23 protein-coding genes and 1 riboswitch are annotated in these 22,337 nt (G+C 42.6%); of the genes, 21 read left to right on the top strand and 2 right to left on the bottom strand.

Translation table 11 applies throughout. The annotated features are described in order from the left end of the window. Positions 1-58: 58 nt before the first annotated feature. Positions 59-418 carry a YxeA family protein gene (locus tag IAE45_RS16475; RefSeq protein ID WP_140965396.1) on the bottom strand — a complete coding sequence of 120 codons (360 nt, stop codon included), beginning with the start codon at positions 416-418 and terminating at the stop codon, positions 59-61. Between the two features lie 246 nt (positions 419-664). Here IAE45_RS16475 and tuf point away from each other — a divergent pair, with 246 nt between their 5' ends. The 14 genes from tuf to IAE45_RS16405 all read left to right on the top strand — a co-directional run bounded on the left by tuf (position 665) and on the right by IAE45_RS16405 (position 14,746). Beyond that, positions 665-1,852 (top strand): elongation factor Tu, encoded by a 1,188-nt coding sequence (gene tuf / locus IAE45_RS16470; RefSeq protein WP_200127316.1) that lies wholly within the window; start codon positions 665-667, stop codon positions 1,850-1,852. A gap of 215 nt (positions 1,853-2,067) precedes the next feature. Beyond that, positions 2,068-2,697 (top strand): lysozyme family protein, encoded by a 630-nt coding sequence (locus IAE45_RS16465; protein ID WP_077452682.1) that lies wholly within the window; start codon positions 2,068-2,070, stop codon positions 2,695-2,697. Between the two features lie 157 nt (positions 2,698-2,854). Beyond that, positions 2,855-4,690, top strand: a complete 1,836-nt coding sequence (gene dnaG / locus IAE45_RS16460; RefSeq protein WP_200127314.1) for a DNA primase — start codon at positions 2,855-2,857, stop codon at positions 4,688-4,690. Between the two features lie 23 nt (positions 4,691-4,713). Further along, complete coding sequence (gene rpoD / locus IAE45_RS16455; RefSeq protein WP_005229298.1) at positions 4,714-5,820, top strand: RNA polymerase sigma factor RpoD; 1,107 nt, start codon at positions 4,714-4,716, stop codon at positions 5,818-5,820. 310 nt (positions 5,821-6,130) lie between these two features. Beyond that, positions 6,131-8,017, top strand: a complete 1,887-nt coding sequence (locus IAE45_RS16450; RefSeq protein ID WP_200127312.1) for a cell division site-positioning protein MapZ family protein — start codon at positions 6,131-6,133, stop codon at positions 8,015-8,017. Between the two features lie 119 nt (positions 8,018-8,136). After that, a complete protein-coding gene (locus tag IAE45_RS16445) occupies positions 8,137-8,844 on the top strand; it encodes an AzlC family ABC transporter permease (RefSeq protein WP_081118793.1) in 708 nt (235 codons plus the stop codon). After that, a complete protein-coding gene (locus IAE45_RS16440) occupies positions 8,837-9,154 on the top strand; it encodes an AzlD domain-containing protein (RefSeq protein WP_081118792.1) in 318 nt (105 codons plus the stop codon). Before IAE45_RS16445 ends, IAE45_RS16440 begins: the two co-directional genes overlap by 8 nt. Positions 9,155-9,188: 34 nt before the next feature. Further along, on the top strand, positions 9,189-10,052 hold the full coding sequence (locus IAE45_RS16435; protein WP_077452652.1) for a CvfB family protein: 864 nt from the start codon (positions 9,189-9,191) through the stop codon (positions 10,050-10,052). A 109-nt stretch (positions 10,053-10,161) separates the two neighbouring features. After that, positions 10,162-10,614 carry a ferric iron uptake transcriptional regulator gene (fur, locus tag IAE45_RS16430; protein ID WP_005237105.1) on the top strand — a complete coding sequence of 151 codons (453 nt, stop codon included), beginning with the start codon at positions 10,162-10,164 and terminating at the stop codon, positions 10,612-10,614. Between the two features lie 233 nt (positions 10,615-10,847). Then, positions 10,848-11,738, top strand: a complete 891-nt coding sequence (gene xerD, locus IAE45_RS16425; protein WP_096742418.1) for a site-specific tyrosine recombinase XerD — start codon at positions 10,848-10,850, stop codon at positions 11,736-11,738. 14 nt (positions 11,739-11,752) lie between these two features. Further along, entirely contained in the window at positions 11,753-12,502 is a 750-nt protein-coding gene (locus IAE45_RS16420) for a segregation/condensation protein A (RefSeq protein ID WP_200127310.1), read from the top strand. Then, on the top strand, positions 12,495-13,079 hold the full coding sequence (scpB, locus tag IAE45_RS16415; protein WP_005229316.1) for an SMC-Scp complex subunit ScpB: 585 nt from the start codon (positions 12,495-12,497) through the stop codon (positions 13,077-13,079). Before IAE45_RS16420 ends, scpB begins: the two co-directional genes overlap by 8 nt. 2 nt (positions 13,080-13,081) lie before the next feature. Continuing rightward, on the top strand, positions 13,082-13,798 hold the full coding sequence (locus tag IAE45_RS16410; RefSeq protein ID WP_060792339.1) for a pseudouridine synthase: 717 nt from the start codon (positions 13,082-13,084) through the stop codon (positions 13,796-13,798). A gap of 79 nt (positions 13,799-13,877) precedes the next feature. Beyond that, a riboswitch (FMN riboswitch) is annotated at positions 13,878-14,002 on the top strand. Between the two features lie 150 nt (positions 14,003-14,152). Further along, a complete protein-coding gene (locus IAE45_RS16405) occupies positions 14,153-14,746 on the top strand; it encodes an ECF transporter S component (RefSeq protein WP_016613081.1) in 594 nt (197 codons plus the stop codon). 57 nt (positions 14,747-14,803) lie between these two features. Here the strand turns inward: IAE45_RS16405 and IAE45_RS16400 are convergent, their stop codons facing one another. Further along, entirely contained in the window at positions 14,804-15,019 is a 216-nt protein-coding gene (locus IAE45_RS16400; RefSeq protein ID WP_077452650.1) for a ferredoxin, read from the bottom strand. Positions 15,020-15,045: 26 nt separating this feature from the next. Between IAE45_RS16400 and IAE45_RS16395 the strand changes: the two genes are divergently transcribed. The 7 genes from IAE45_RS16395 to IAE45_RS16365 all read left to right on the top strand — a co-directional run bounded on the left by IAE45_RS16395 (position 15,046) and on the right by IAE45_RS16365 (position 22,304). Continuing rightward, positions 15,046-16,041 (top strand): helix-turn-helix domain-containing protein, encoded by a 996-nt coding sequence (locus IAE45_RS16395; protein ID WP_200127308.1) that lies wholly within the window; start codon positions 15,046-15,048, stop codon positions 16,039-16,041. Continuing rightward, complete coding sequence (locus IAE45_RS16390; protein WP_200127306.1) at positions 16,035-17,417, top strand: RecQ family ATP-dependent DNA helicase; 1,383 nt, start codon at positions 16,035-16,037, stop codon at positions 17,415-17,417. Before IAE45_RS16395 ends, IAE45_RS16390 begins: the two co-directional genes overlap by 7 nt. 72 nt (positions 17,418-17,489) lie before the next feature. Continuing rightward, entirely contained in the window at positions 17,490-18,116 is a 627-nt protein-coding gene (locus tag IAE45_RS16385) for an SAG1386/EF1546 family surface-associated protein (RefSeq protein ID WP_200127304.1), read from the top strand. Positions 18,117-18,221: 105 nt separating this feature from the next. Next, on the top strand, positions 18,222-18,893 hold the full coding sequence (cmk, locus tag IAE45_RS16380; protein WP_200127303.1) for a (d)CMP kinase: 672 nt from the start codon (positions 18,222-18,224) through the stop codon (positions 18,891-18,893). A gap of 212 nt (positions 18,894-19,105) precedes the next feature. Then, positions 19,106-20,320, top strand: a complete 1,215-nt coding sequence (rpsA, locus tag IAE45_RS16375; RefSeq protein ID WP_005229333.1) for a 30S ribosomal protein S1 — start codon at positions 19,106-19,108, stop codon at positions 20,318-20,320. A gap of 163 nt (positions 20,321-20,483) precedes the next feature. Next, positions 20,484-21,794 carry a ribosome biogenesis GTPase Der gene (gene der, locus IAE45_RS16370; protein ID WP_200127301.1) on the top strand — a complete coding sequence of 437 codons (1,311 nt, stop codon included), beginning with the start codon at positions 20,484-20,486 and terminating at the stop codon, positions 21,792-21,794. A gap of 234 nt (positions 21,795-22,028) precedes the next feature. Continuing rightward, positions 22,029-22,304, top strand: a complete 276-nt coding sequence (locus IAE45_RS16365; RefSeq protein ID WP_003126821.1) for an HU family DNA-binding protein — start codon at positions 22,029-22,031, stop codon at positions 22,302-22,304. The last annotated feature ends 33 nt before the right edge of the window (positions 22,305-22,337 follow it).

Genomic DNA, 22,337 nt, shown 5'->3' with positions numbered 1-22,337 from the left:
TCTTTAAGAAATGAGGAGTCTCTGCTTTTTTCTGGATATCTTTGATCAATATCAGCAATTATTGATCGGTCAGTTTCTCAAGGGCGGCTTTAGGAACGTCTTCTTCAGAAACTTCTTCCCAGCTCAGAACACCTTTATTAGGATTGACCAATAATTTTAAATAGGCACCTTCTCTTAAAGGAGCGGAACGGTGCTCATTCATTTTGACCCTTTTGACTTCTCCAGAGGAACTGTAAGCGTCTTGTGTGTAACGGTAGACATCTTCGGCAACCCCGTTATCACTAATTTCTGTATCGTGCTCGCCGGCATCCGTGATGACTGTATAGTACTCATTTCCACCATAGTAATAATGATAAGTAGCAAAACAGCCCCCAAGGAAAATTGCTGTAAAAACCAGCGCTGCCATGATTTTCTTCACATCTCTCACCTCATCTTCTATTATTCATAAAAATTGTCCTACGTCCAATAGATCGCTAAAAAGCAAAGAAATTCTTAGGGATTGGGAGCTGAGTCCTCTGACTTGACTTTGACTAATTTTGACCTATAATAAGAGTAGATTTAAACTTACAAAAAATAAGTTAAGGCTTATGAATTTGGAAGCGTAAATCGCAAAAATATGATTCGAGTCAAACAGCGACTCAACTTTCTCTAGGAGGGAAACAATATGGCAAAACAACATTATGATCGTAGCAAACCCCATGTCAACATCGGAACAATTGGACACGTTGACCATGGGAAAACAACCTTGACTGCTGCTATTACCACAGTTCTTGGGAAAAAAGGGCTTGCCAATCCGCAAGATTACGCAAGTATCGACGCGGCTCCTGAGGAACGCGAACGTGGTATCACTATCAATACTGCCCATGTAGAATATGAAACAGAAAAACGGCACTATGCCCATATCGATGCACCAGGACATGCGGACTATGTGAAAAATATGATTACAGGGGCTGCCCAAATGGACGGCGCAATCTTGGTCGTATCAGCGACAGATGGCCCAATGCCACAAACACGGGAACATATTTTGCTTTCTCGTCAAGTAGGTGTGAAACATTTGATCGTCTTTTTGAATAAAACGGACCTTGTCGATGATGATGAGTTGATCGATTTAGTTGAAATGGAAGTCAGAGAATTGCTGACTGAATATGATTTTCCAGGGGATGACATTCCTGTGATCAAAGGCTCTGCTTTAAAAGCCTTGGAAGGTGATCCAGAAGCAGAAGCAGCGATCTTAACGCTGATGGATACGGTAGATGAATATATCCCAACACCTGAACGAGATACTGACAAACCATTATTGTTGCCAATCGAAGATGTCTTTTCAATTACTGGACGGGGAACCGTTGCTTCTGGTCGGATCGATCGCGGAACAGTAAAAGTCGGTGATGAAGTAGAAATCGTCGGAATCAAACCTGAAACACAAAAAGCAGTCGTAACAGGAGTAGAAATGTTCCGTAAAACGATGGACTTTGGCGAAGCTGGTGATAATGTAGGGGTATTATTACGGGGAATCATCCGTGATGAAATTGAACGGGGACAAGTGTTAGCAAAACCAGGTTCCATCACACCACATACGAAATTCCAAGCAGAAGTCTATGTGTTGACAAAGGAAGAAGGCGGTCGCCATACCCCATTCTTTAATAACTATCGCCCACAATTTTACTTCCGTACAACGGACGTAACTGGGAATATCGTTTTACCAGAAGGAACGGAAATGGTTATGCCTGGTGACAACGTAACGATCGATGTGGAATTGATCCATCCAATCGCTGTGGAAAATGGAACGACCTTCTCCATTCGTGAAGGTGGACGAACAGTTGGTTCTGGTATCGTGACCACGATCGAAAAATAAAAATCAGTGAAACAGTGCTTCCTTTATCTGAAGGAGCACTGTTTCCTTTTTCATGTCAAACTATCAACAATCCCTCCATCAGCTTAGGATTGCTTGTTTTTTTCTAAATAATCTTGTGATTTTATTAAGGATTTTTTAGGAGAGAAAAAATTCTAGTCAGCCTGTTCATTTCATAGTACGATAGATTCTGACTTAGAAAAGATGGGATGTATTTGATGAGAAAAATTCGACGTTTCCTAGGATTTGTACTGAAGCTTGCGCTCTTGCTGCTGCTGATCGGAGCAGGGGTTTGGGGCTATCGGAATTACACGGCATTGAAAGCTGTCTATGCGTATGAAGAGGAAATCGCACAGCAGACACAAGCCCACGACATCTCTGAATATCAGTCTTTAGCAATGAGTATCATGCTGACGGAGTCAAAAGGACAAGGCAATGACCCGATGCAAAGTTCTGAAAGTGTATATGGAAAACAAAATCAATTTGATACGCCAGAACAAAGCATCGAACAAGGGGTTTCTTATTTAGCCGAGTTGATCGAAAAAGCAGAGCAAATGAATTGTGATCTTTGGACCGCGGTCCAGGCTTATAATTTTGGGACAGATTATATTGATTATGTCGCTGAACGGGGTGGCGTGAACACCTTAGAATTAGCTGAAACATACTCCAGAGAGGTTTTATCCCCGTTGTTAGGCAATGATACAGAACAAACCTATCGTTATTGGGGCATCCAATCGGTCTTTTATAATGGCGGTCATTTGTATCACAATGGCGGCAATATGTTCTATGCGGATCTAATAAAAATGAACCGGTGGAAAATCGACGTTACGGCGCGGTTTTTTTCTTGATCGTCAAGAAACAACGCAAGCAAAAAAGCTTGAAATACAAATAGAATATGGTAAAATCATTATGAGTGATTCTGTCTAATTATTCTTCGCACTGATACCTATTAGTGCGTTTTTTTACCTAGTAAACGATGAATACTTACCAAATGGAGGTGAGTGGATGGCACGAATTCCTCAAACGATCATTGACGATATTCGCGAACGCAGCAATATTGTTGATATCGTGGGACAGTATGTCCAGTTAAAGAAATCCGGAAAGAATTATTTTGGTTTGTGTCCCTTTCATAATGAAAAATCACCTTCTTTTTCCGTTGCAGAAGACAAACAAATTTTTCATTGTTTTGGTTGTGGTCGTGGGGGAAATGTTTACGGTTTTTTACAAGAGCTTGAAGGCATCAGTTTTCCTGAAGCAGTCGTCAAAGTAGCAGAAATGAACGATATTCCTCTTGATCCGCAATATCAACAGTCAGAAGGTATCAATGAGGCGACCTCACAAACGAGTCAACTGATTGCGCTGCATGAAAAAGCCGCCGAGGTCTATCATCACATGTTGGTGAATACGGCTGCTGGACAAGAAGCGCTTGATTATTTGTTGGATCGCGGATTGACGATGGCATTGATTGAAGAATTCAATATTGGTTTTGCGCCGAACGAACGCTCGTTTTTGGAGAAAGTCTTTTTGAATGAACAAGCCAAAGCTGAATTTTTTCCTGATACAGGGCTCTTTGTTCAACGAAACGATGGTTCATTGGCGGATCGCTTTTACCAACGAATCATGTTTCCGATTCGTAATCCTCAAGGAAAAACGATTGGTTTTTCTGGTCGTTGGCTGGCAAGCGAAAAAGTTGGTGATCAAGACCAGCCGAAATATTTAAATAGTCCTGAAACGATCCTTTTCAACAAGCGCGAGGTTCTCTTCAACTTTGACAAAGCACGCCGTGCGATGCGCAAAGATGGCCAAGTGTATTTATTTGAAGGATTTATGGACGTGATCGCCGCTTGGCAGGCAGGAATCGAAAATGGGATCGCCTCAATGGGAACCAGCTTAACCAATCAGCAGATCGCCCATATCGAACGAGTGGCACAAGAAGTGATTCTTTGTTACGATGGAGATAGTGCAGGGGTTGAAGCAACGAACCGTGGGATCGATCTTTTGCAAAACAATAGCCGTTTGAAACTATCGGTGGTTCGAGTACCGGAACGGATGGACCCAGATGAGTATTTGCGCAAATATGGGACAGAAGCTTTTTATAAATTAGCTGTCCACGGCAAAGAAACGGTTTTTGCATTCAAAATGGATTATCATCGGACGAATCGCAATTTAGCCAATGAGAAAGAACAATTGGACTATGTCCAAGTTGTGTTAAATGAATTGCAGCGTGTGGATTCTTTGTTGGAGCAAGACCGTTATTTGACCCAGCTGTCTACAGAGTTCAATTTGAGTCGTGAAACCCTGCAGCAGCAACTCAAGCAAAATCGGCAAGAACAGCGGCCGATGCAAGATATAGCGCCACCACCGCCAGCAGATAATCCTGTGGTCTTTACGCCGCCAACGCGGCAGCAGCCCAAAACACAGGTAGAAAAAGCACAAGAATTATTATTGTACCGTTTGTTTCATGACAGTACATTAAATCATCGCTTTCGAGCGAGTGGTATATCCTTTATCCACGATCGTTATCAACAGCTGTATCTGCTGTTTGATGCGTATATGGAAACAGAAGAACACTTTGTTTTAGCAAAGTTCTTAGATTTTTTAAAAGAAGATTCAATGAAAAAAATGGTGATCGATATTGCAGATCTTAAAGCTTCTGAGGAAGGGACTGAACAAGAATTTCAGGACATTCTGCAGGTCTTTCAAAAGTCGGGCATTGCTGAAGAAATCAATGAAAAACGAATCCAGCAGCAAGAAGCAAGACAAAAAGGAAACCAGCAATTAGAACTTGAACTAGCGATCGAAATCATTGATTTGACCAAACGGTTGAAACAAGCTAAATAGCGAACTGAAAGGGGCTTTCTTTCATGGCAGAAGAAACAAAAAAAACGTATGACAAAGCAGTTGCCGAATACATCCGAGAAAACAAAACAAAGGGGCAAGTTGTTTACGATGACATTACGAATCGTTTAGCAACGCCGTATACTTTGGATGCTGATGCAATGGACAAACTAATTCAAAAACTGGAGGATTCAGGCATCAGTGTCGTGGATGAAAATGGAGAGCCTTCAGTCCATAGTTTAAAGAGTAATGAAAAACGACAAGAAACCCAACCTCAAGAAGATCTGTCTGCACCGACTGGTGTGAAAATCAATGATCCCGTTCGGATGTACTTGAAAGAAATCGGTCGGGTGCCACTATTGACCGCAGAAGAAGAAGTGGCTCTTGCACTGAAAATCGAAGAAGGCGACCAAGAAGCAAAACAGCGTTTGGCAGAAGCCAACCTACGTTTGGTCGTTAGTATTGCCAAACGTTATGTAGGTCGAGGAATGCAATTCCTTGATTTGATCCAAGAAGGAAACATGGGGTTGATGAAAGCCGTTGAGAAATTCGACTACCGCAAAGGGTTCAAATTCTCGACGTATGCGACCTGGTGGATCCGTCAAGCAATCACCCGTGCCATCGCTGACCAAGCCCGCACCATTCGGATCCCAGTGCATATGGTAGAAACCATCAACAAATTGATTCGTATCCAACGGCAATTATTGCAAGACTTAGGACGCGAACCGACACCGGAAGAAATCGGTGCAGAAATGGATCTGCCGACGGAAAAAGTTCGTGAAATCTTGAAGATCGCTCAAGAACCTGTTTCATTAGAAACACCGATCGGTGAAGAAGATGATTCTCATCTAGGTGATTTTATTGAAGACCAAGATGCCACAAGTCCAGCAGAGCATGCGGCTTATGAGCTTTTGAAAGAACAATTAGAAGATGTACTGGATACCTTGACTGACCGTGAAGAAAACGTGCTACGCTTGCGTTTCGGAATCGATGATGGTCGTACTCGGACATTAGAAGAAGTCGGCAAAGTCTTTGGGGTAACGAGAGAACGGATTCGTCAGATCGAAGCAAAAGCGTTACGGAAACTACGCCATCCATCTCGTTCAAAACAATTGAAAGATTTCTTAGAATAATCAAGGTTTTATCGACTTTCCAAAGGTCCTCTTTGGAAAGTCTTTTTTGTTCTCGTTCTGTCATCTCTTCACAGGATCAGTAAAGAACTTAATAAAAACGTAACCAAGCAAGTGTTGGCTAATTGCTTAGAATGTGATAAATTTAATTTTGTGCATCTGCATAATTGAGTAATTAAAAAGAAATGCGAAGAAGACCTATTATTTGTCGGTCTTTGAAATAGGGAGCAGTGGGCGCATCAAGCGTTTGATCTGGTAGGTTACTGCTCCATAAAAAGGAATTGCAAAAAACAAAAGGAGTCAGTTTGAATCAATGAAGAAGACATGTCCTGAATGTGGATTTCAAGCAATAGAAGAAACATCCGTTTGTCCCAATTGCGGGTTTCAATGGAAGGAAGCAAAGGAGAACCAACAGGAACCAGCATCTGACTCTTCCGTTACGCCAGAAGAGCTACAAAATAAAAACGATGATATTCGCTGGTCTGACTTTAAAAATGTTCCGATCGGAAAAATGGAGGAGCATTTAGGTGATCGGCCGTCCTCGAATGAAGAAACGATCGACCTTGCTCAGCAGGAGGCCCTTCCCGATAAGCAAAAAGTAGCACTTGAATCAGAGTCCAAAAAAGAACCAGAAACGGCGGAAAACTCTGGGTCTAAAGAAGACCAAACAACATCAGCCAGCGAAGAAGTAAATGAGACCGATGCATTAAATACGGATGATCAGCATGACTCTGAGATTTTGGCTGCTTATATCCGGCAGCACAAACTTGATGAAGAAGCCAAGGCAGCTGCAGCTTTGGAAGCAGAAGAAACCGCTGTTGATCTATCCTCTGCTGTAGCAGAAAGTCAGGTGCAAGCCAGCGAGGAATCTCTGCCGGCAAGTGAAGAGGAAGCAGTGATGGAGCCAGTTATTGAAGAAGCTGGGAAGCAGCCAGAGCCAGTCATCGATCCAATTCCTGAACCAATCACCATAGCGGAGGAAACACCGCAAAAGGCGACTGCTGAAGAAAAAACACCTGTTTCTACCGAAAACAAGAAGAGCCCTCGTAAAGCACTCTACATTACAGCGGCTTGTCTATTAGTGGCAGCAGGTGGTGGTTGGGCGTATTACTATCAACAACAGCAACAAGAAACTGCCCGACAAACGCAACTGGCACAAGAGAACCGCACGTTAGATCAGATCGAAAATGAGCTGAATGATTTTTATACAGATGATGAGCGTGTGTTCATTAAAAGCGACAAAACAGCAGAACAGTTGGCGGCTGTGACGAATCAGTTGGCAGATTTTCAAGACCACGAACGATACGATGCCTTGTCACAAGAAGCAGAGACGATCGCTGACAAACTAGCGGCTTTAACAGAGATCAACAGCTATTTCAGCAGTCCTGCCGTTGTGGGGGATCAGTTGGAAGAAGTCCCCTTGAAAGAAGCTGCTGCTGTCACAATGGCGAAGCGTGAGAACGGGGATGCCTTTGATGAGTTGATCAATCAAGCCATCGACATGGGACAAAAAGAGTTCAGCGCGATCGAGGAAGTTCAAAATGCAGTGAAGAGCATGGTGGCTTTAAGTGGTGATGGGGAAGCTCCGGCAAGTGTCACCCGCGAGAACTACAATGCTTTAATGAAAAAAGTCCAAGCATTGTCAATCGATTCATTGGTGGAAAGTCTTACGACTGAACTGCGTAAAGTCGATACTGCCTTGACGAAGCGTGAAACAGCTACCCAACAAGCAGCGGCGCAACAACAAGCCGAACAAGCAGCACAAGCAGCGGCTTCTGAGAACAATTCTTCAGCTTCGAGCGGTGGTTCTTCAAGCGCTGCGGCACCAGCGCAAAGTACTTCTGAAGAAGAGTATGTCCTTTCGCCAAATACGCCAACAAATACTAACAATCAACCAATCATTCCAGCTCGTCAAAGTGATTTGGATGATGTGAACAATAGTGCTTGGGTGTGGGCGGATGGCGTCCAAGAAAAAATCATCGCCACAGCGATTGCCCGTGGTTATGTGGTGGAAGGCGGCTATACTTTTGAACGTGTGCGAATCGTCAATGGTGAAGGCTATTACAATTTTTATGCGACAAATGCCCAAGGTAGCTTGCTCAAAGGAACGGACGATTCAGCCTTCCCGCTATACTTATTTACGGTAAACGCCAAAACCGGCTATTTCAGAGGCAATGGGAACGATCACACCGTTCGCTAAATCCCCTGAGTCACTAGCAAAATTTCAGAGTAATTACATGCACATGTGAAAAACTCTTGTTTCCCCTCCCTGTTTTCGATATGATGAAAGATAATCGTTCTAACAAGGAGGGGTTTTTTGTGCAGAAAATGGAAAGATATGATCGGTTTGAAGATGGAGTCATTGCTTGTGTACCAACGATTCTTGGGTATCTGGGCATTGGTTTTGCGATGGGGGTTGTGGGAAAAGGCGTTGGGTTGTCTATTTTAGAAATTATTTTAATGTCTATTATTGTCTATGCTGGCAGTGCCCAATTTATCATTTGCGCGTTACTAGCGATTCAAGCACCCTTCATGACGATCGTCGCAACAGTTTTTTTAGTGAATTTACGACACTTTTTGATGAGCTTGTCAGTAGCTTCCTATTTTAAAAAGACACCTTTGCTTTCTGCTATTGGGATTGGGACGCTTTTGACCGATGAATCTTATGGTGTTTTGACGACAGCACTGCAACAAGACAAACCAATCACAGCGAAATGGACCCACGGGTTGAACGTGATGGCTTATTTGAGTTGGATCTTCGCGACCTTCTTAGGCGGATTATTAGGCTCGTTTATTCCAGATCCGGAAGCGTTAGGCTTAGATTTTGCCTTGGTAGCCATGTTTGTTGGTCTTTTTTTATTTCAAGTAGAGCGACCGCTTAAGAAGAAAACCCAGCAAACCCTCTTAGTACTAGGGGCAGTTGTGGGGACATTAATTTTATTTATGCGTTTTTCGACAGCTGAGATTGCGGTAATTGCGGCGACCTTGGCAGGTTGTTTGGTTGGGACGGTGACACATCATGACTAATTTTGTTATACTAATGCTAGCATGTGGGTTGGTTACATGGATTCCGCGGATCGTTCCTTTTTTATTTTCTAAAAAGCTGGTCTTTCCGAAGTCCTTCACCATCTTTTTGAGTTATTTACCTTTGTGTATTTTGGCGGCATTGTTGGTGCAAAATTTGTTGATCTTTCGTGAAGGGCAATTTCCCCTCTTGAAAGTCAAAGAAGCTGTTGCCTGTATCCCAGCATTGTTGGTGGGGTATTATACCAAAGATTTGATGAAGATCGTTATTACAGGCGTTATTGCTATGGCACTGCTGCGTTTCTTTGTATAGCAACGGGCAGTTTTTATGAAGAAGGAGAGAATAGATGAAAGACTTATTAGCATCCGTATTTAGCGGATTGATCATTGATGAAAATGAACAAAATTATTTTGTTCAAAAAGGCGGGGTTACCTTCCGACTAGCCAAGGAAGAAGGCGAGCATCATTTAGGTGAAGCAGTCGAAGGGTTTGGCTATCAAAATCAAAAGCAAGAAAATGTGCTCACTACGAACATTCCGAAAAGCCGCAAAGGGCATTATGCCTTTGGTACAGTCACAGGAAGCCGTCGCGACTTAGGCGTTTTCGTCGATATCGGTTTAAAAGACAAAGATATGGTGGTTTCATTAGATGAATTGCCAACGATGCGGGAACTTTGGCCTAAAAAAGGGGACCGCTTGATGGTCAGCTTGCGGGTCGATGACAAAGAGCGTATTTGGGCTTCATTAGCAGACGAGAAAATTTTTAAGGCATTGAGCAAAAATGGTACGGAGCAAATGAAGAATCAAGATGTTACAGGTACCGTGTACCGTTTGAAGTTAGCGGGTACTTACTTGCTGACGGATGATTTTTATATTGGCTTCGTCCATCCATCAGAACGGTATCAAGAGCCGCGCCTTGGGGAAGTGGTCAAAGGGCGAGTGATTGGGATTCGTCCAGATGGTGTCTTGAACCTTTCATTGAAACCAAGAGCCCACGAAGCGATCTCAAATGATGCCGCCATGGTTCTAACCTTTTTAGAACGAGCACCTGAGAACAAAATTCCTTTCACCGACAAATCAGCACCGGAAGAGATTTTACAAACATTTGGTATTAGTAAAGGCCAATTTAAACGGGCATTAGGAACCTTAATGAAACAGCGTTTGATTGAGCAAAAAGACGGCTTTACGATTCTTATCAAAAAACCTAATTGAGAATACTTGTTTCTTTTATCGTTCTAATTTATAATGATTACAATGTTTGTCTTGAGTGATTCTCACTCAGATTAGAATCGTTATAAATTAACGGCATACGGAGGCAACTATGAACACAACAGCAGCATTAAAAAAGACCAAGAAACAATTGCACGAGTCGGGGTTTAAATTAACTCCTCAGCGAGAAGCGACGTTATTGGTCTTATTAGAAAATGAGAAAGACCATTTATCCGCCGAAGAGATTTTCTTTTTTGTGAGAAAAAAAAATTCTGAGATTGGCTTGGCAACCGTCTATCGAACGTTGGAGATCTTAACGGATTTGAAAATCGTCGATAAAGTCAGCTTTAATGACGGTGTCGCTCGCTATGATCTACGCAAAGAAGGTGCCAAACACTTTCATCATCACTTGTTGTGTTTGGAATGCGGCAATATTGAAGAGGTTGAAGAGGATTTGCTGGGCAGTGTCGAAGAGATCGTTGAACAAAAGTACCATTTTTTAGTAAAGGATCATCGGTTGACATTTCATGGTGTCTGCCAAAAATGCCAAAGCAAAGCCGAGTAATTGTACTTTGGCAATTTTAAATAAACGTTTGTTATCACCCGAATGATAGTCAGATGGTTTCCAATAGGAAGAGCGCTATTTTTTCCAATTTGAAAGAAACCGAAAAATCTGCTATGATTCGGGTGTTTCCTTGGGCAAACGATATGGGTAGGTGCCTCTTTTTTATTGGCAAGCTACTATCTTAACGAGCCAGAATTTGATATGATAAAAAAGCTGAAAGTAGAGGGAGCCCCATGAACGAACAAATCATTGATTATCTTCATTATTTGACCATTGAGCGCGGGCTATCCCAAAATACCCGTGCCAGCTACCAACGAGATCTGCAACAGTATCTTGCGTTTTTACAAAAAAAACAAGTCACTCAGTGGCAGCAGGTCGACCGAGTGATCGTTTTGTCTTTTTTGCAAAGTCTGCAAGAAGCGGGAAAATCCTCGGCGACCGTGATTCGGATGGTCTCTAGTTTGCGAAGATTCCATCAATTTTTGCGTCAAGAACGGTTTACCGATCATGATCCAATGCAGCATATTGATTCCCCGAAAAAACAGCAGAAGCTGCCTGATACCTTGAGTTTACAAGAAGTGGAGCGGTTGATCGAAACACCGGATACGCGAGCGGTGTTGGGCATCCGTGACCGAGCGATTTTGGAAGTGATGTATGCAACGGGCTTACGTGTCAGCGAGTTGATCGGTTTGAAATTAAACGATTTGCATTTAAGTATGGGGTTGCTGCAAACAACCGGGAAAGGCGACAAAGAACGGATCGTTCCATTAGGGGATCTAGCGATTCAATGGATCGAAACCTATCTCAGCGATGCGCGTCCGTATTTGACGAGAAAAACGCCAGATGAAAGCCATCTGTTTGTGAACAACCACGGCACGCAACTGTCTCGTCAAGGAATCTGGAAAAATTTAAAGGCCTTGGTTCGACAAGCTGGGATCACCAAGAATGTGACTCCCCATACGTTGCGCCATAGTTTTGCGACCCATCTATTAGAAAACGGGGCAGATCTGCGAACGGTTCAAGAGTTGCTAGGACACGCAGATATCTCGACCACTCAAATTTACACGCATATAACGAAGAAACGGATGACGGAAGTGTACAAGCAGCACTTTCCGCGCGCCTAGAAATCGAGGATGGAATGGAAGAAATCAAAATAAAATTGGCTGTCTTTGAAGGACCGCTGGATTTGCTGCTTCATTTGATCAAAAAACTGGAGATCGATGTTTATGATATTCCAGTTGCTACCATCACCGAACAATACATGCAGTACATCCATGCCATGAAAATTTTAGAATTAGAAGTCGCTGGAGAATATTTAGTTATGGCGGCGACTTTGATGGCGATCAAAAGCCAGATGCTATTGCCTAAACAAGAATTGATTGCTGAAGTCGAAGAGTACGAAGAAGATCCGCGGGATATGCTGGTGGCACAACTGCTAGAATACCGGAAATTTAAGTACGCAGCTGAACAGCTTTCAGAAAAAGCGGAAGAGCGCAGTTTGTATTACACGAAAGATCCAATGGATGTCGATGAATACAAAGAGGAAGAAGATCAATTAAGAGCCAATCAATTCAACACGGTCGATCTCTTTTTGGCTTTTCAAAAAATGGTCGAGAAAAAGAAAAATCGCCAAGTACTAGAAACCAAGATTTCTCCTGATGAAAGCACCATCGATGAAAAGATGGCGGCGATTCAGTTGGAGATGCAGCATGTCAGTGCCAAAAAAGGCCGCAGCTTCGATTCGTTTTTTACCTCTTACAATAAAACAGAAGTTGTGGTAACCTTTATGGCACTATTAGAATTAATGAAAAAAGGAACGATTCGAGTAGAGCAAACAGACAATTATGCGTCGATTCTGCTCTATCCAACAGGTAAAGAAGATGAGTAAATATAGTGAATTAGAAGCGATCTTATTCGTCGTCGGTGATGAGGGGATCGGACTTGAAGAACTAAGTTATTTAGTCAAAAGTAATACTGCCAGTGTCTATCAGCATTTGCAGGAATTAAATCAGCAATATGAAGAAAATGAACATACTGCGTTGCATATTCTAGAAGTCGGCAATCATTTTATCTTAACCACTAAGAAACAATTTGCCCCTTTATTGAAGAAATATGCCGAATCACCGATGGGCAGTTCATTGTCGCAAGCGGCTTTGGAAACTTTGTCGATCATTGCTTACAAGCAACCGATCACTCGGATGGAAGTAGAAGAGATTCGCGGCGTCCAATCCAGCGGCTCGGTTCAAAAACTGGTGGCAAAACGGCTGATTGAAGAAAAGGGCCGCGTGGACGGACCAGGACGAGCGATCTTATACGGTACGACGGAATACTTTATGGATTATTTTGGCTTAAAAAGTTTGGCTGAATTGCCTGACATCCAATCAATGGAAGATGAACTTGAAGAAGATGCACCGTTTGATCTTTTTTACGACCGCTACAAACAAGCAGAAACAGAAGGAGAATGAAGATGGAACGTTTGCAAAAAGTGATTGCCCATGCCGGCATCACCTCAAGAAGAAAAGCTGAAGGATTGATAACCGAAGGCCGAGTGCGAGTTAATGGACAAGTAATCAAAGAATTAGGGGTCCAAGTCAGTTCAAAAGACGTCGTTGAAGTTGATGGCGTACCGATCGAACAAGAACAACACGTCTATTATTTGTTCTACAAACCTCGTGGCGTGATCTCAGCTGTTACGGATGATAAAAAGCGCAAAGTCGTTTTGGATTATTTTGCTGAAGTCCCTGAACGAGTGTATCCAGTCGGACGCTTGGACTATGATACCTCCGGTTTACTGCTCCTGACAAATGATGGGGAATTATCACAGACACTGATGCATCCAAAACACGAAGTCGACAAAGTGTATGTTGCCAAGGTCAAAGGCATTGCGGATAAAAAGCAGCTGCTCCCATTGACAAAAGGGATTCGGATCGAAGGCCGTAAGACGGCACCTGCTCGCTTTGAAATCTTATCGACAGACCAAACAGCGCAATCTAGTATTGTGCAATTGACGATCCACGAAGGTCGCAACCATCAAGTCAAAAACATGCTAAAAGCAGTTGGTTTGCCTGTGCAAAAATTAAAACGGGAAAACTATGGTCCGTTAGATCTGAAAGGTCTTCGTCCAGGGGAATACCGAGAATTGTCGAAGAAAGAAGTCAGCCAGCTGAAAAATAGTGCAAAATAGTTGAAAAGTATCTGAAAACGTAACTATTGTTAATTTTTAGATTTTGTGTATAATAGAACATGTAATAAATAGAATAAAGGTTCGTCTTCAGGGGCAGGGTGCAATTCCCGACCGGTGGTTATAGTCCACGACCTATTTCTTCGGAAATAGCTGAATCGGTGAAATTCCGATACCGACAGTACAGTCTGGATAAAGAAGATAGAGCGTATTTGATTTGCTTATGGCTATTTCGAATGCCCTCTTTTTTCCCTGTGGAAAAAAGAGGGCATTTTTTGTCTGGCGCCGACAAGAAAGCCGAGGAAATTTAATAGGTTCGTTTGAAGAGGAATCCTGAACTTAGGAGGATTTATACTGATGAACAACAAAACAAGAAAAATGGTGACAATCGCCATGTGTGCTGCTATGGGAACAATTTTGCAATTTATCGCTTTTCCAATTTTTCCGGCATTCAGCTTTTTAAAGATCGATTTTAGTGATATTCCCGTCATGATCATGATGTTTTTATTTGGTCCTTGGAGTGGGGTAGTGACTGCCTTCATTCGTTCGGTCCTACATTTGTTCTTATCTGGTTTTTCACCTGCTGATATGGTGGGGGATACGGCAAGCTTTTTAGCATCATGTGCCTTTACTTTACCAATGTACTACTTTTTCCGCAAAGGTATCCACACCAAAAATAAAATGGTTGGTGTCATCAGCGGTATCTTGTCGGTAACGATTTTTATGAGTGTGGCGAACCTATTTGTGATCACACCGCTTTACCTACGCTTTTTCGGGGTCACAGCTGATCAATTTTTAGGAATGTCTTTGCCGCAATATGTGGCGATCGGGATCTTACCTTTCAATTTGGTTAAAGGCGCAATCGTCAGTGCCGTCTTTTTAGCACTACATGCCAAGCTGCTGCCATGGTTGGCTCGTAAGCAGCCCCATCATTCTGCTATAGGAAAATAAAAAATGAGCCGACTTGCTGTTGCAGACGAAAGGTCTGTCAATGGCAGGTCGGCTTTTTTATTTTTCCATGATAATCGCACGGGTAGGGCATTTGCGATAAGCAGTTTTGACTTTTTCTTGTTGTTCTTCTATGATAAACTGTTGCCGAGCACTCGGTTCTTGGGCAAATAAAACGATCCCATCTTCATCATAATCGAAGATCTCGGGGGCATAGATCGCACATAGGCCACAAGCAATGCAGCGCTCAGGAACAATTTTACAGCGTTGTGACATTTTTTAGTCCTTTCTGGAGGGAAGATATGGATTCTTTTATTTTAGCGCTGTTTTCTGATACTGACAAGCTACGCCCATCGACACTTTATCAAATTCTCATTGGAAAGCGTACTAGCTCTGTTTTGAGTTATGCCTTTTTTTATGATCGCTTAGGTTTTTTTCAAGCGATGCCACAGTTGAATGAGAGGGAGTATCAACAGACGATCGCTGACTTGATCCAACAAGGGATGTTAAGTCGGGATTCAGATGGTCTGCTGCTCAAAAGGACCGTTGCAAATTATGAGCAGTCCAGAGAAATGTTGTTGCATCAGATGGATTATTTTCGGTATGGACGAACGACGGAGGAGGCTTGGCGTTTTGTCCGACTGCTGGTTCAAGCAGCTGCATATCAAGGGGTGACCAATCAGTATATTCCTGTTGAGAACACGCCCTTATATACAGAACCTGTGCGTCGACTGATCCATCAATACCCTGAAATCAAAAAGATCACTCATCGAGAACTTTCGGCAGTTTTTGACCAGCTTCCCGCAGAAGTTGCAGATTTTTTAGCGGGCACCTTATCTGGTCCTGATCTTCTTGGGCAGGCGTTTTTCCAACTTTTGCCAGAATCTGTACAAGGTAAGCCTTGGGACAATCTTTATGTAGGAGCTGCGATCCATCAATTTTTAGCCCTGGTCGAAAAAGAGCCGCAGATGGTACTGTTTCAAGGATTATCGCCTTTTCTAAATAGGAATCTGAATCAAAGTATGCTGGAAAGTCGTGCATTATTCTTGCAAGGAGCTTCTGTTGAGCAGATCATGGAAAAAAGAAGGATCAAACGAGGAACCGTTAATGATCATTTGATTGAATGGGCACTGCTTGATCCGACATTTCCGTATCAGCGCTTTGATACAGCGTTGCTGAATAAGCTGCCAGCAACTTCTTGGAAAAACAGCTATCAAGAATTACAGGAACTTCTGGCGACAGATTTTTTGACGATCCGTTTGTTACAGATTGCTCAGAAACGGGGGATTCGATGTTAGAAAACGCACTGAATCAGTACTTTGGCTTCAAAACATTTCGTCAAGGACAAAAAGAAGTCATCGAAAGTGTTTTAGCGCAGCAAGATACGTTAGCGATTCTGCCTACCGGGAATGGCAAAAGTCTCTGTTATCAGCTGCCAGGGTACCTCATAGATGGCATCGTGATCATTATCTCACCGCTTGTTTCTTTAATGGAAGATCAAGTCTATGGCTTACAAAAGCAAGGGGAAAAACGCGCGATTGCATTTAATAGTCAACTGGACCTTGCCGATCGTCACTATGTGATGCAGCACTTGCAGAAGTACAAATTTTTGTTTTTAAGTCCAGAAATGATCGTGCAAGAAGCCATTTTGCAACAACTCGAACAAGCAAAGATCGCTATGCTCGTGGTGGATGAAGCTCATTGTGTTTCCCAATGGGGCATTGATTTTCGACCAGAGTACTTGCAGCTTGGTGAAGTAAAAAAACGCTTGAAGACACCCGTCACATTAGCTTTGACGGCTACTGCTACGGCACCAGTCGAAGCAGATATTCGGCAAGTGTTGTTAGCAAAGAACGCCAATGTCTATCGTTATTCGATGAACCGCAGCAATATCGGCTTGTTCGTAGAGCAAACAACAGACAAAGATGCGGCATTAGCAGACTATCTCAGCCGCTTAGGCGGGGCTGGGATCATTTACTGTTCCACAAGAAGCAAAGTCGAAGAAGTCTATAATAAACTGCGTCAGCGCTATACGGTAGGTTATTATCATGGTGGTTTAGCGAGTGATCAAAGAAAAACGTTGCAGCAGCAGTTTTCTCAGAATAAATTAAAATTGCTCGTCGCAACCAATGCGTTTGGGATGGGGATCAATAAAGAAGATATTCGTTTTGTGATCCATTATGACTTGCCTGATTCGCTGGAAAACTACAGTCAGGAAATCGGTCGAGCAGGCCGCGATGGCAAACAAAGCAGTGCGATCTTGCTTTATCAGGAACACGATGAGCAGATCCACTACTTCTTTCAGCGAGAAAACAAAGAAGAACGCCGTGCTTTAGAACGAATGGCTCAGGAAAAGAGGAAAGAACCCTTGACACCGCTGCAAGAAAAATGGCAGCAGAAGATGAAGGAGTTGGGGGCTGCGTTTTGGCTGGAAACGCTAAAACAAAACGAACAGCAAAAGCAAGAACAATTACAAAAAATGTTGGCTTATATTCATTTTACCGGTTGCCGCCGTCAGTTTTTATTGGCGCATTTTGGAGAAGAAGTGCAACAGAATCCTTATTGTTGCGACAATGACGGGATCGAATTGGCAGTAGAAGAAGAGCTTTTAGAAAAAAAAGTCATCCTTCATTGGCAAGAACGTTTAATAAAAATTTTTAAAGATATAAATTGAATCGTATTTTGCAGGACAGTTTTTATTTACCTATGGTATAATACATCGGAAGGAAACTAGGAGGGAATACGAGTGAGCAAGAAAGACAATGACTACAATTCAGAAAATCAAGAACCGTGGGAACAACCAATCTATGATACAGAATACGATGATTCTGCATCAAGATCCCAACAAAGAAAACAAAAGCGTGGGAATTCACTCTTTTTGACGATCGTTTTAGTTTTGCTTTTCTTGATCGTGGCAATTCCGGTTGGTGCCGGTATTTGGGTATTGAATCATAACAGTGATGCCCCGACCGCAGCAAGTTCAAGCAGTACAGTAGAAAGTACGACAGAATCTTCGACAACCGAGTCATCAACAACGGAATCATCCACTACTGAATCGACAAGTGAGACAAGTTCGTCAACAAGTGAATCAAGTTCTTCATCAAGCAGTAGCAGTTCTGCACCAGCTTCAACGACGCCATCAAGTAGTAGTGAGCCGGCTCAACAAGAAAACAATGCAGGTCAAGACACTACGCAAAATAATCAAGGGCAAGGAGCGACTGGTACCGAGGAATATACGACGGTGCAAGCAGGTGAAGGTCCTGAACAAGTGGCAGCCCGTACAGGCATCTCAGTTGAAACCCTATATCAATTAAATGGGATTGATCCAAACAACTACATGCTATACCCTGGCGACACATTACGAATTAAATAAAAAACCGCTTTGGCGGTTTTTTTTCTTGGTAGGAAGAAGCCAAGGTGAACGATAAGCAGAAACGATGAAGGAATACACATCGTTGGGAAACGAGGAGTAAGAAAAATGAAAAAAATCAACATCGCTATTGATGGTCCTGCGTCATCGGGAAAAAGCACAGTGGCAAAAATCATCGCCAATGATTTAGGGTTTATTTATACAGATACCGGTGCCATGTATCGCAGCATCACATATTTGGCCTTAAAAAGCGGCTGTTCATTAGAGGATGAAGCGGCGATCGCTGCTTTGATCGATCAATACCCCATCACTTTTGAACCGACTGAACACGGTCAAGAGGTCTTTGCAGGAGGAGAGCAAGTCACAGAAGCGATCCGTCAGCCAGAAGTAACCAACGCAGTTTCGAAGGTGTCTGCATACCCTGCGATCCGCGAAAAACTCGTCCAACAACAGCAGATGATCGCTAAAGATGGCGGTGTCGTGATGGATGGCCGCGATATTGGTACGGCGGTTTTACCACAAGCAGAAGTCAAGATTTTTCTTGTAGCAAGTGTGGAAGAACGGGCGCAGCGCCGTTTCAAAGAAAATCAGCAAAAAGGGATCGGTACCGATTATGAGACCTTGAAAGAAGAGATCCAGCAAAGAGATTATTTGGATTCCCATCGGGAAGTCTCCCCTCTGAAACAAGCAACAGATGCCGTTCGAATCGACACCTCCGGTTTAACGATCAAGCAAGTCGTAGAAGCAATCAAAAAAACGATCCAAGAAAAGATCAACTAACGAAAACAGTGGGTGTTCCCCATTGTTTTTTTATTTTTCCTACGAAAAAGATGAAAGCAAGCAAGAAAACAGACGTGAAAAGACTTTTTCAACGAAAAAACCGTAGTTTTTTAGGAAAATAAGAGAAATCGCTTTATTTTTTTTTCATTCTATTTTAAACTAAAAGATGTAGTGCAATTATTGCAGAATTGTTGGTTAGGAGGACATGAGAGATGACAGAATTTGAAAATAATCAGGTTGAGAGTGGAAATGAATCAATGGAAGCCGCTTTAGACAATTTCCAAGAAGTAAAAGTTGGAGATATCGTTAAAGGCGAGGTATTGGCCATTGAGGATAAACAAGCGATCGTAGGGATCGAAGGCGCCGGCGTTGAAGGCGTTGTTCCTGCAAAAGAATTATCGACTTTACCTGTTGAAGACATCAACGAAGCAGTCAAAGTAGGGGATGTCTTAGAATTAGTTGTGATTTCAGCAATTGGTAAAGACAAAGAAAACGGCAGCTATCTCCTTTCTAAACGTCGCTTAGATGCGAAAAAAGTTTGGGAAGATATCGAAAAAGATTTCCAAGAAGGAAAAATCATCGAAGCACCAGTCACCAACGTCGTTAAAGGCGGGTTAGTGGTTGATGTAGGTGTTCGTGGTTTTGTTCCGGCATCAATGGTCGAAGATCATTTTGTTGCGGATTTTGAAGATTACAAAGGGAAAACATTGACCTTTAAAATCGTTGAGATCGAGCCTTCTGAAAACCGCTTGATCCTTTCTCATAAAGCTGTTGTTGAAGCAGAAAAAGCAAAACAAAAAGAAGCATTATTAGCTGATTTATATGAAGGACAAGAAGTAGAAGGAAAAGTAGCTCGTTTGACTGATTTTGGTGCCTTCGTAGACCTAGGCGGCATCGATGGACTTGTCCATGTCTCTGAAATTTCGCATGGGCATGTGGGCAAACCGAGTGACGTTTTGTCTGTTGGCGATACCGTCAACGTCCGTATCTTATCTGTTGATGCAGACAAAGAACGTGTGTCTCTTTCAATCAAAGACACATTGCCTGGACCTTGGACCAATATCGAAGAACAAGCGGCTGTTGGCAGTGTCTTAACTGGGACTGTTAAACGTTTGACAAGCTTCGGTGCGTTTGTGGAAGTCTTCCCAGGTGTTGAAGGGCTGATCCATATTTCACAAATCTCCCATAAACACATTGCGACACCACATGAAGTCTTACAAGAAGGCGATGAAGTGCAAGTGAAAGTGCTCGAAGTGAACCCTTCAGAACATCGAATTGCATTAAGTATCAAAGCATTAGAAAAAGCCGAAAACACCAATGAAACACAAGAAGTTTCAGAGGATGATTATCAATTGCCAGAAGAATCAACCGGGTTTACCATGGGTGATATCTTAGGCGATGCCTTAAAAGACAGCGACGAAGAGTAATTGTATGCCATCAGCTTATAACGATTCGATGTTTGAATTTGTTATAAGCTGATTTTTTGTTTGCTGGGAAAGCTTGCAACTTTCCATGGCTTTAGGTAAACTAAGTAAGATTGAATACAAGAAGCAGCGTACAAGGACTGCTTTTTTAAATGGAGGGTAAAAAATGTCAAATCCAACAATAGCGATCGTTGGACGTCCGAATGTGGGGAAATCGACCATTTTCAACCGGATAGCTGGAGAACGAATTTCGATCGTTGAGGATACTCCAGGAGTGACCAGAGATCGTATTTATGCCACTGGTGAATGGCTAGGCCGTGAGTTTAGCGTAATCGATACAGGTGGGATCGATTTAAGTGATGAGCCGTTTATGGATCAAATCAAGCATCAAGCAGAAATCGCCATCGATGAAGCAGATGTCATTGTTTTTATTACGAGTGCTCGTGAAGGAGTAACAGATGCGGACGAGCTTGTGGCTCGTTTGTTATACAAAAGCAACAAACCCGTGATTTTAGCGGTCAACAAAGTTGATAATCCCGAGATGCGTAACGATATCTATGAATTCTATGGTTTAGGTCTGGGCGATCCATACCCGATCTCAGGAAGTCATGGATTAGGGATCGGTGATGTTCTTGATGAAGCAGTCAAACACTTCACCAATGAAGCGGAAGAAGAAGACGATTCCATCATCAAGTTTAGTTTGATCGGTCGACCAAACGTCGGGAAATCCTCTTTGATCAATGCGATTCTTGGAAAAGAGCGAGTGATCGTTTCAGATATCGAAGGAACGACTCGTGATGCGATCGATACCCATTTTACTAGCGAAAGCGGTCAAGAATTTACCATGATCGATACCGCCGGCATGCGTAAAAAAGGGAAGGTCTACGAATCTACTGAAAAATACAGTGTCATGCGAGCAATGCGGGCCATTGAACGCTCAGACGTCGTCTTGATGGTCTTGAACGCCGAAGAAGGAATTCGCGAGCAAGACAAACGGATCGCTGGCTATGCCCATGAGGCAGGCCGTGGAATCATTATTGTTGTCAATAAATGGGATACATTGAAAAAAGAAACGAATACGATGCGTGATTTTGAAGAAGAGATCAGAGATGAATTCCAATATTTGGATTACGCGCCAATCATTTTTGTTTCCGCAGTGACGAAGCAGCGCTTGAATAAGCTGCCGCAATTGATTGAAGAAGTCAGCATGAATCAAAACATGCGTATTCCATCTGCGTTGTTGAATGACGTCATTATGGACGCTGTGGCGATCAACCCAACACCAACAGACAAAGGCAAACGTTTGAAGATTTTTTATGCGACGCAAGTAGCTGTCAAACCGCCAACTTTTGTTATTTTTGTCAACGAAGAAGAACTGATGCATTTCTCTTATGCACGTTTCTTAGAAAATCAAATCCGCAAGGCATTCACTTTTGAAGGAACGCCGATTCGGATCATTCCTCGCAGAAGAAAATAGAGATTTTATCATACTTTGTTTCTTTTTACAAAGAAATCTGTCCTTTTCTAGCAAAATGGGAAAAAACCAAAAAAAAACCCCCTAAAAACGTTAAAATCCTTGATATTACAAGGTTCTTATGATAACGTTATATCAGAATATTGATGGTAATCAATATTTGACAAAAACCTTGGACCACTCAAGATTTTTGTTGATGCATGACATCAAAAAAAATATCAGGAGGTGAAACCATCCATGGCAAATAAAGCAGAATTAATCGAAAAAGTTGCAGCAGCTACTGACTTAACTAAGAAAGACGCAACTGCAGCAGTAGACGCTGTATTCTCAACAATTCAAGACGCTTTAGCTAACGGTGAAAAAGTTCAATTGATCGGCTTTGGTAACTTTGAAGTTCGTTCTCGTGCAGAACGCAAAGGACGCAACCCACAAACTGGTGAAGAAATCAAGATCCCTGCTAGCAAAGTACCTGCATTCAAACCAGGTAAAGCTCTTAAAGACGCAGTGAAATAACTTCATTAAAAACCCGTTGGGGCTCTAAGGCTC

The organism is Enterococcus sp. S53, from assembly GCF_016516865.1.
Taxonomy (GTDB): domain Bacteria; phylum Bacillota; class Bacilli; order Lactobacillales; family Enterococcaceae; genus Enterococcus_D; species Enterococcus_D innesii.
Note: the sequence above shows the minus strand (reverse complement) of the source record. Positions and strands in the feature narration are given on the sequence as shown.

Coding starts and splice junctions, on each gene's coding strand:
- scpB (WP_005229316.1), top strand. CDS start 12,495: ATGAGTAAATATAGTGAATTAGAAGCGATCTTATTCGTCGTCGGTGAT.
- dnaG (WP_200127314.1), top strand. CDS start 2,855: ATGGCACGAATTCCTCAAACGATCATTGACGATATTCGCGAACGCAGC.
- tuf (WP_200127316.1), top strand. CDS start 665: ATGGCAAAACAACATTATGATCGTAGCAAACCCCATGTCAACATCGGA.
- cmk (WP_200127303.1), top strand. CDS start 18,222: ATGAAAAAAATCAACATCGCTATTGATGGTCCTGCGTCATCGGGAAAA.
- IAE45_RS16450 (WP_200127312.1), top strand. CDS start 6,131: ATGAAGAAGACATGTCCTGAATGTGGATTTCAAGCAATAGAAGAAACA.
- IAE45_RS16405 (WP_016613081.1), top strand. CDS start 14,153: ATGAACAACAAAACAAGAAAAATGGTGACAATCGCCATGTGTGCTGCT.
- IAE45_RS16465 (WP_077452682.1), top strand. CDS start 2,068: ATGAGAAAAATTCGACGTTTCCTAGGATTTGTACTGAAGCTTGCGCTC.
- IAE45_RS16420 (WP_200127310.1), top strand. CDS start 11,753: ATGGAAGAAATCAAAATAAAATTGGCTGTCTTTGAAGGACCGCTGGAT.
- IAE45_RS16440 (WP_081118792.1), top strand. CDS start 8,837: ATGACTAATTTTGTTATACTAATGCTAGCATGTGGGTTGGTTACATGG.
- IAE45_RS16410 (WP_060792339.1), top strand. CDS start 13,082: ATGGAACGTTTGCAAAAAGTGATTGCCCATGCCGGCATCACCTCAAGA.
- IAE45_RS16400 (WP_077452650.1), bottom strand. CDS start 15,019: ATGTCACAACGCTGTAAAATTGTTCCTGAGCGCTGCATTGCTTGTGGC.
- rpoD (WP_005229298.1), top strand. CDS start 4,714: ATGGCAGAAGAAACAAAAAAAACGTATGACAAAGCAGTTGCCGAATAC.
- rpsA (WP_005229333.1), top strand. CDS start 19,106: ATGACAGAATTTGAAAATAATCAGGTTGAGAGTGGAAATGAATCAATG.
- fur (WP_005237105.1), top strand. CDS start 10,162: ATGAACACAACAGCAGCATTAAAAAAGACCAAGAAACAATTGCACGAG.
- IAE45_RS16365 (WP_003126821.1), top strand. CDS start 22,029: ATGGCAAATAAAGCAGAATTAATCGAAAAAGTTGCAGCAGCTACTGAC.
- IAE45_RS16435 (WP_077452652.1), top strand. CDS start 9,189: ATGAAAGACTTATTAGCATCCGTATTTAGCGGATTGATCATTGATGAA.
- IAE45_RS16390 (WP_200127306.1), top strand. CDS start 16,035: ATGTTAGAAAACGCACTGAATCAGTACTTTGGCTTCAAAACATTTCGT.
- der (WP_200127301.1), top strand. CDS start 20,484: ATGTCAAATCCAACAATAGCGATCGTTGGACGTCCGAATGTGGGGAAA.
- xerD (WP_096742418.1), top strand. CDS start 10,848: ATGAACGAACAAATCATTGATTATCTTCATTATTTGACCATTGAGCGC.
- IAE45_RS16395 (WP_200127308.1), top strand. CDS start 15,046: ATGGATTCTTTTATTTTAGCGCTGTTTTCTGATACTGACAAGCTACGC.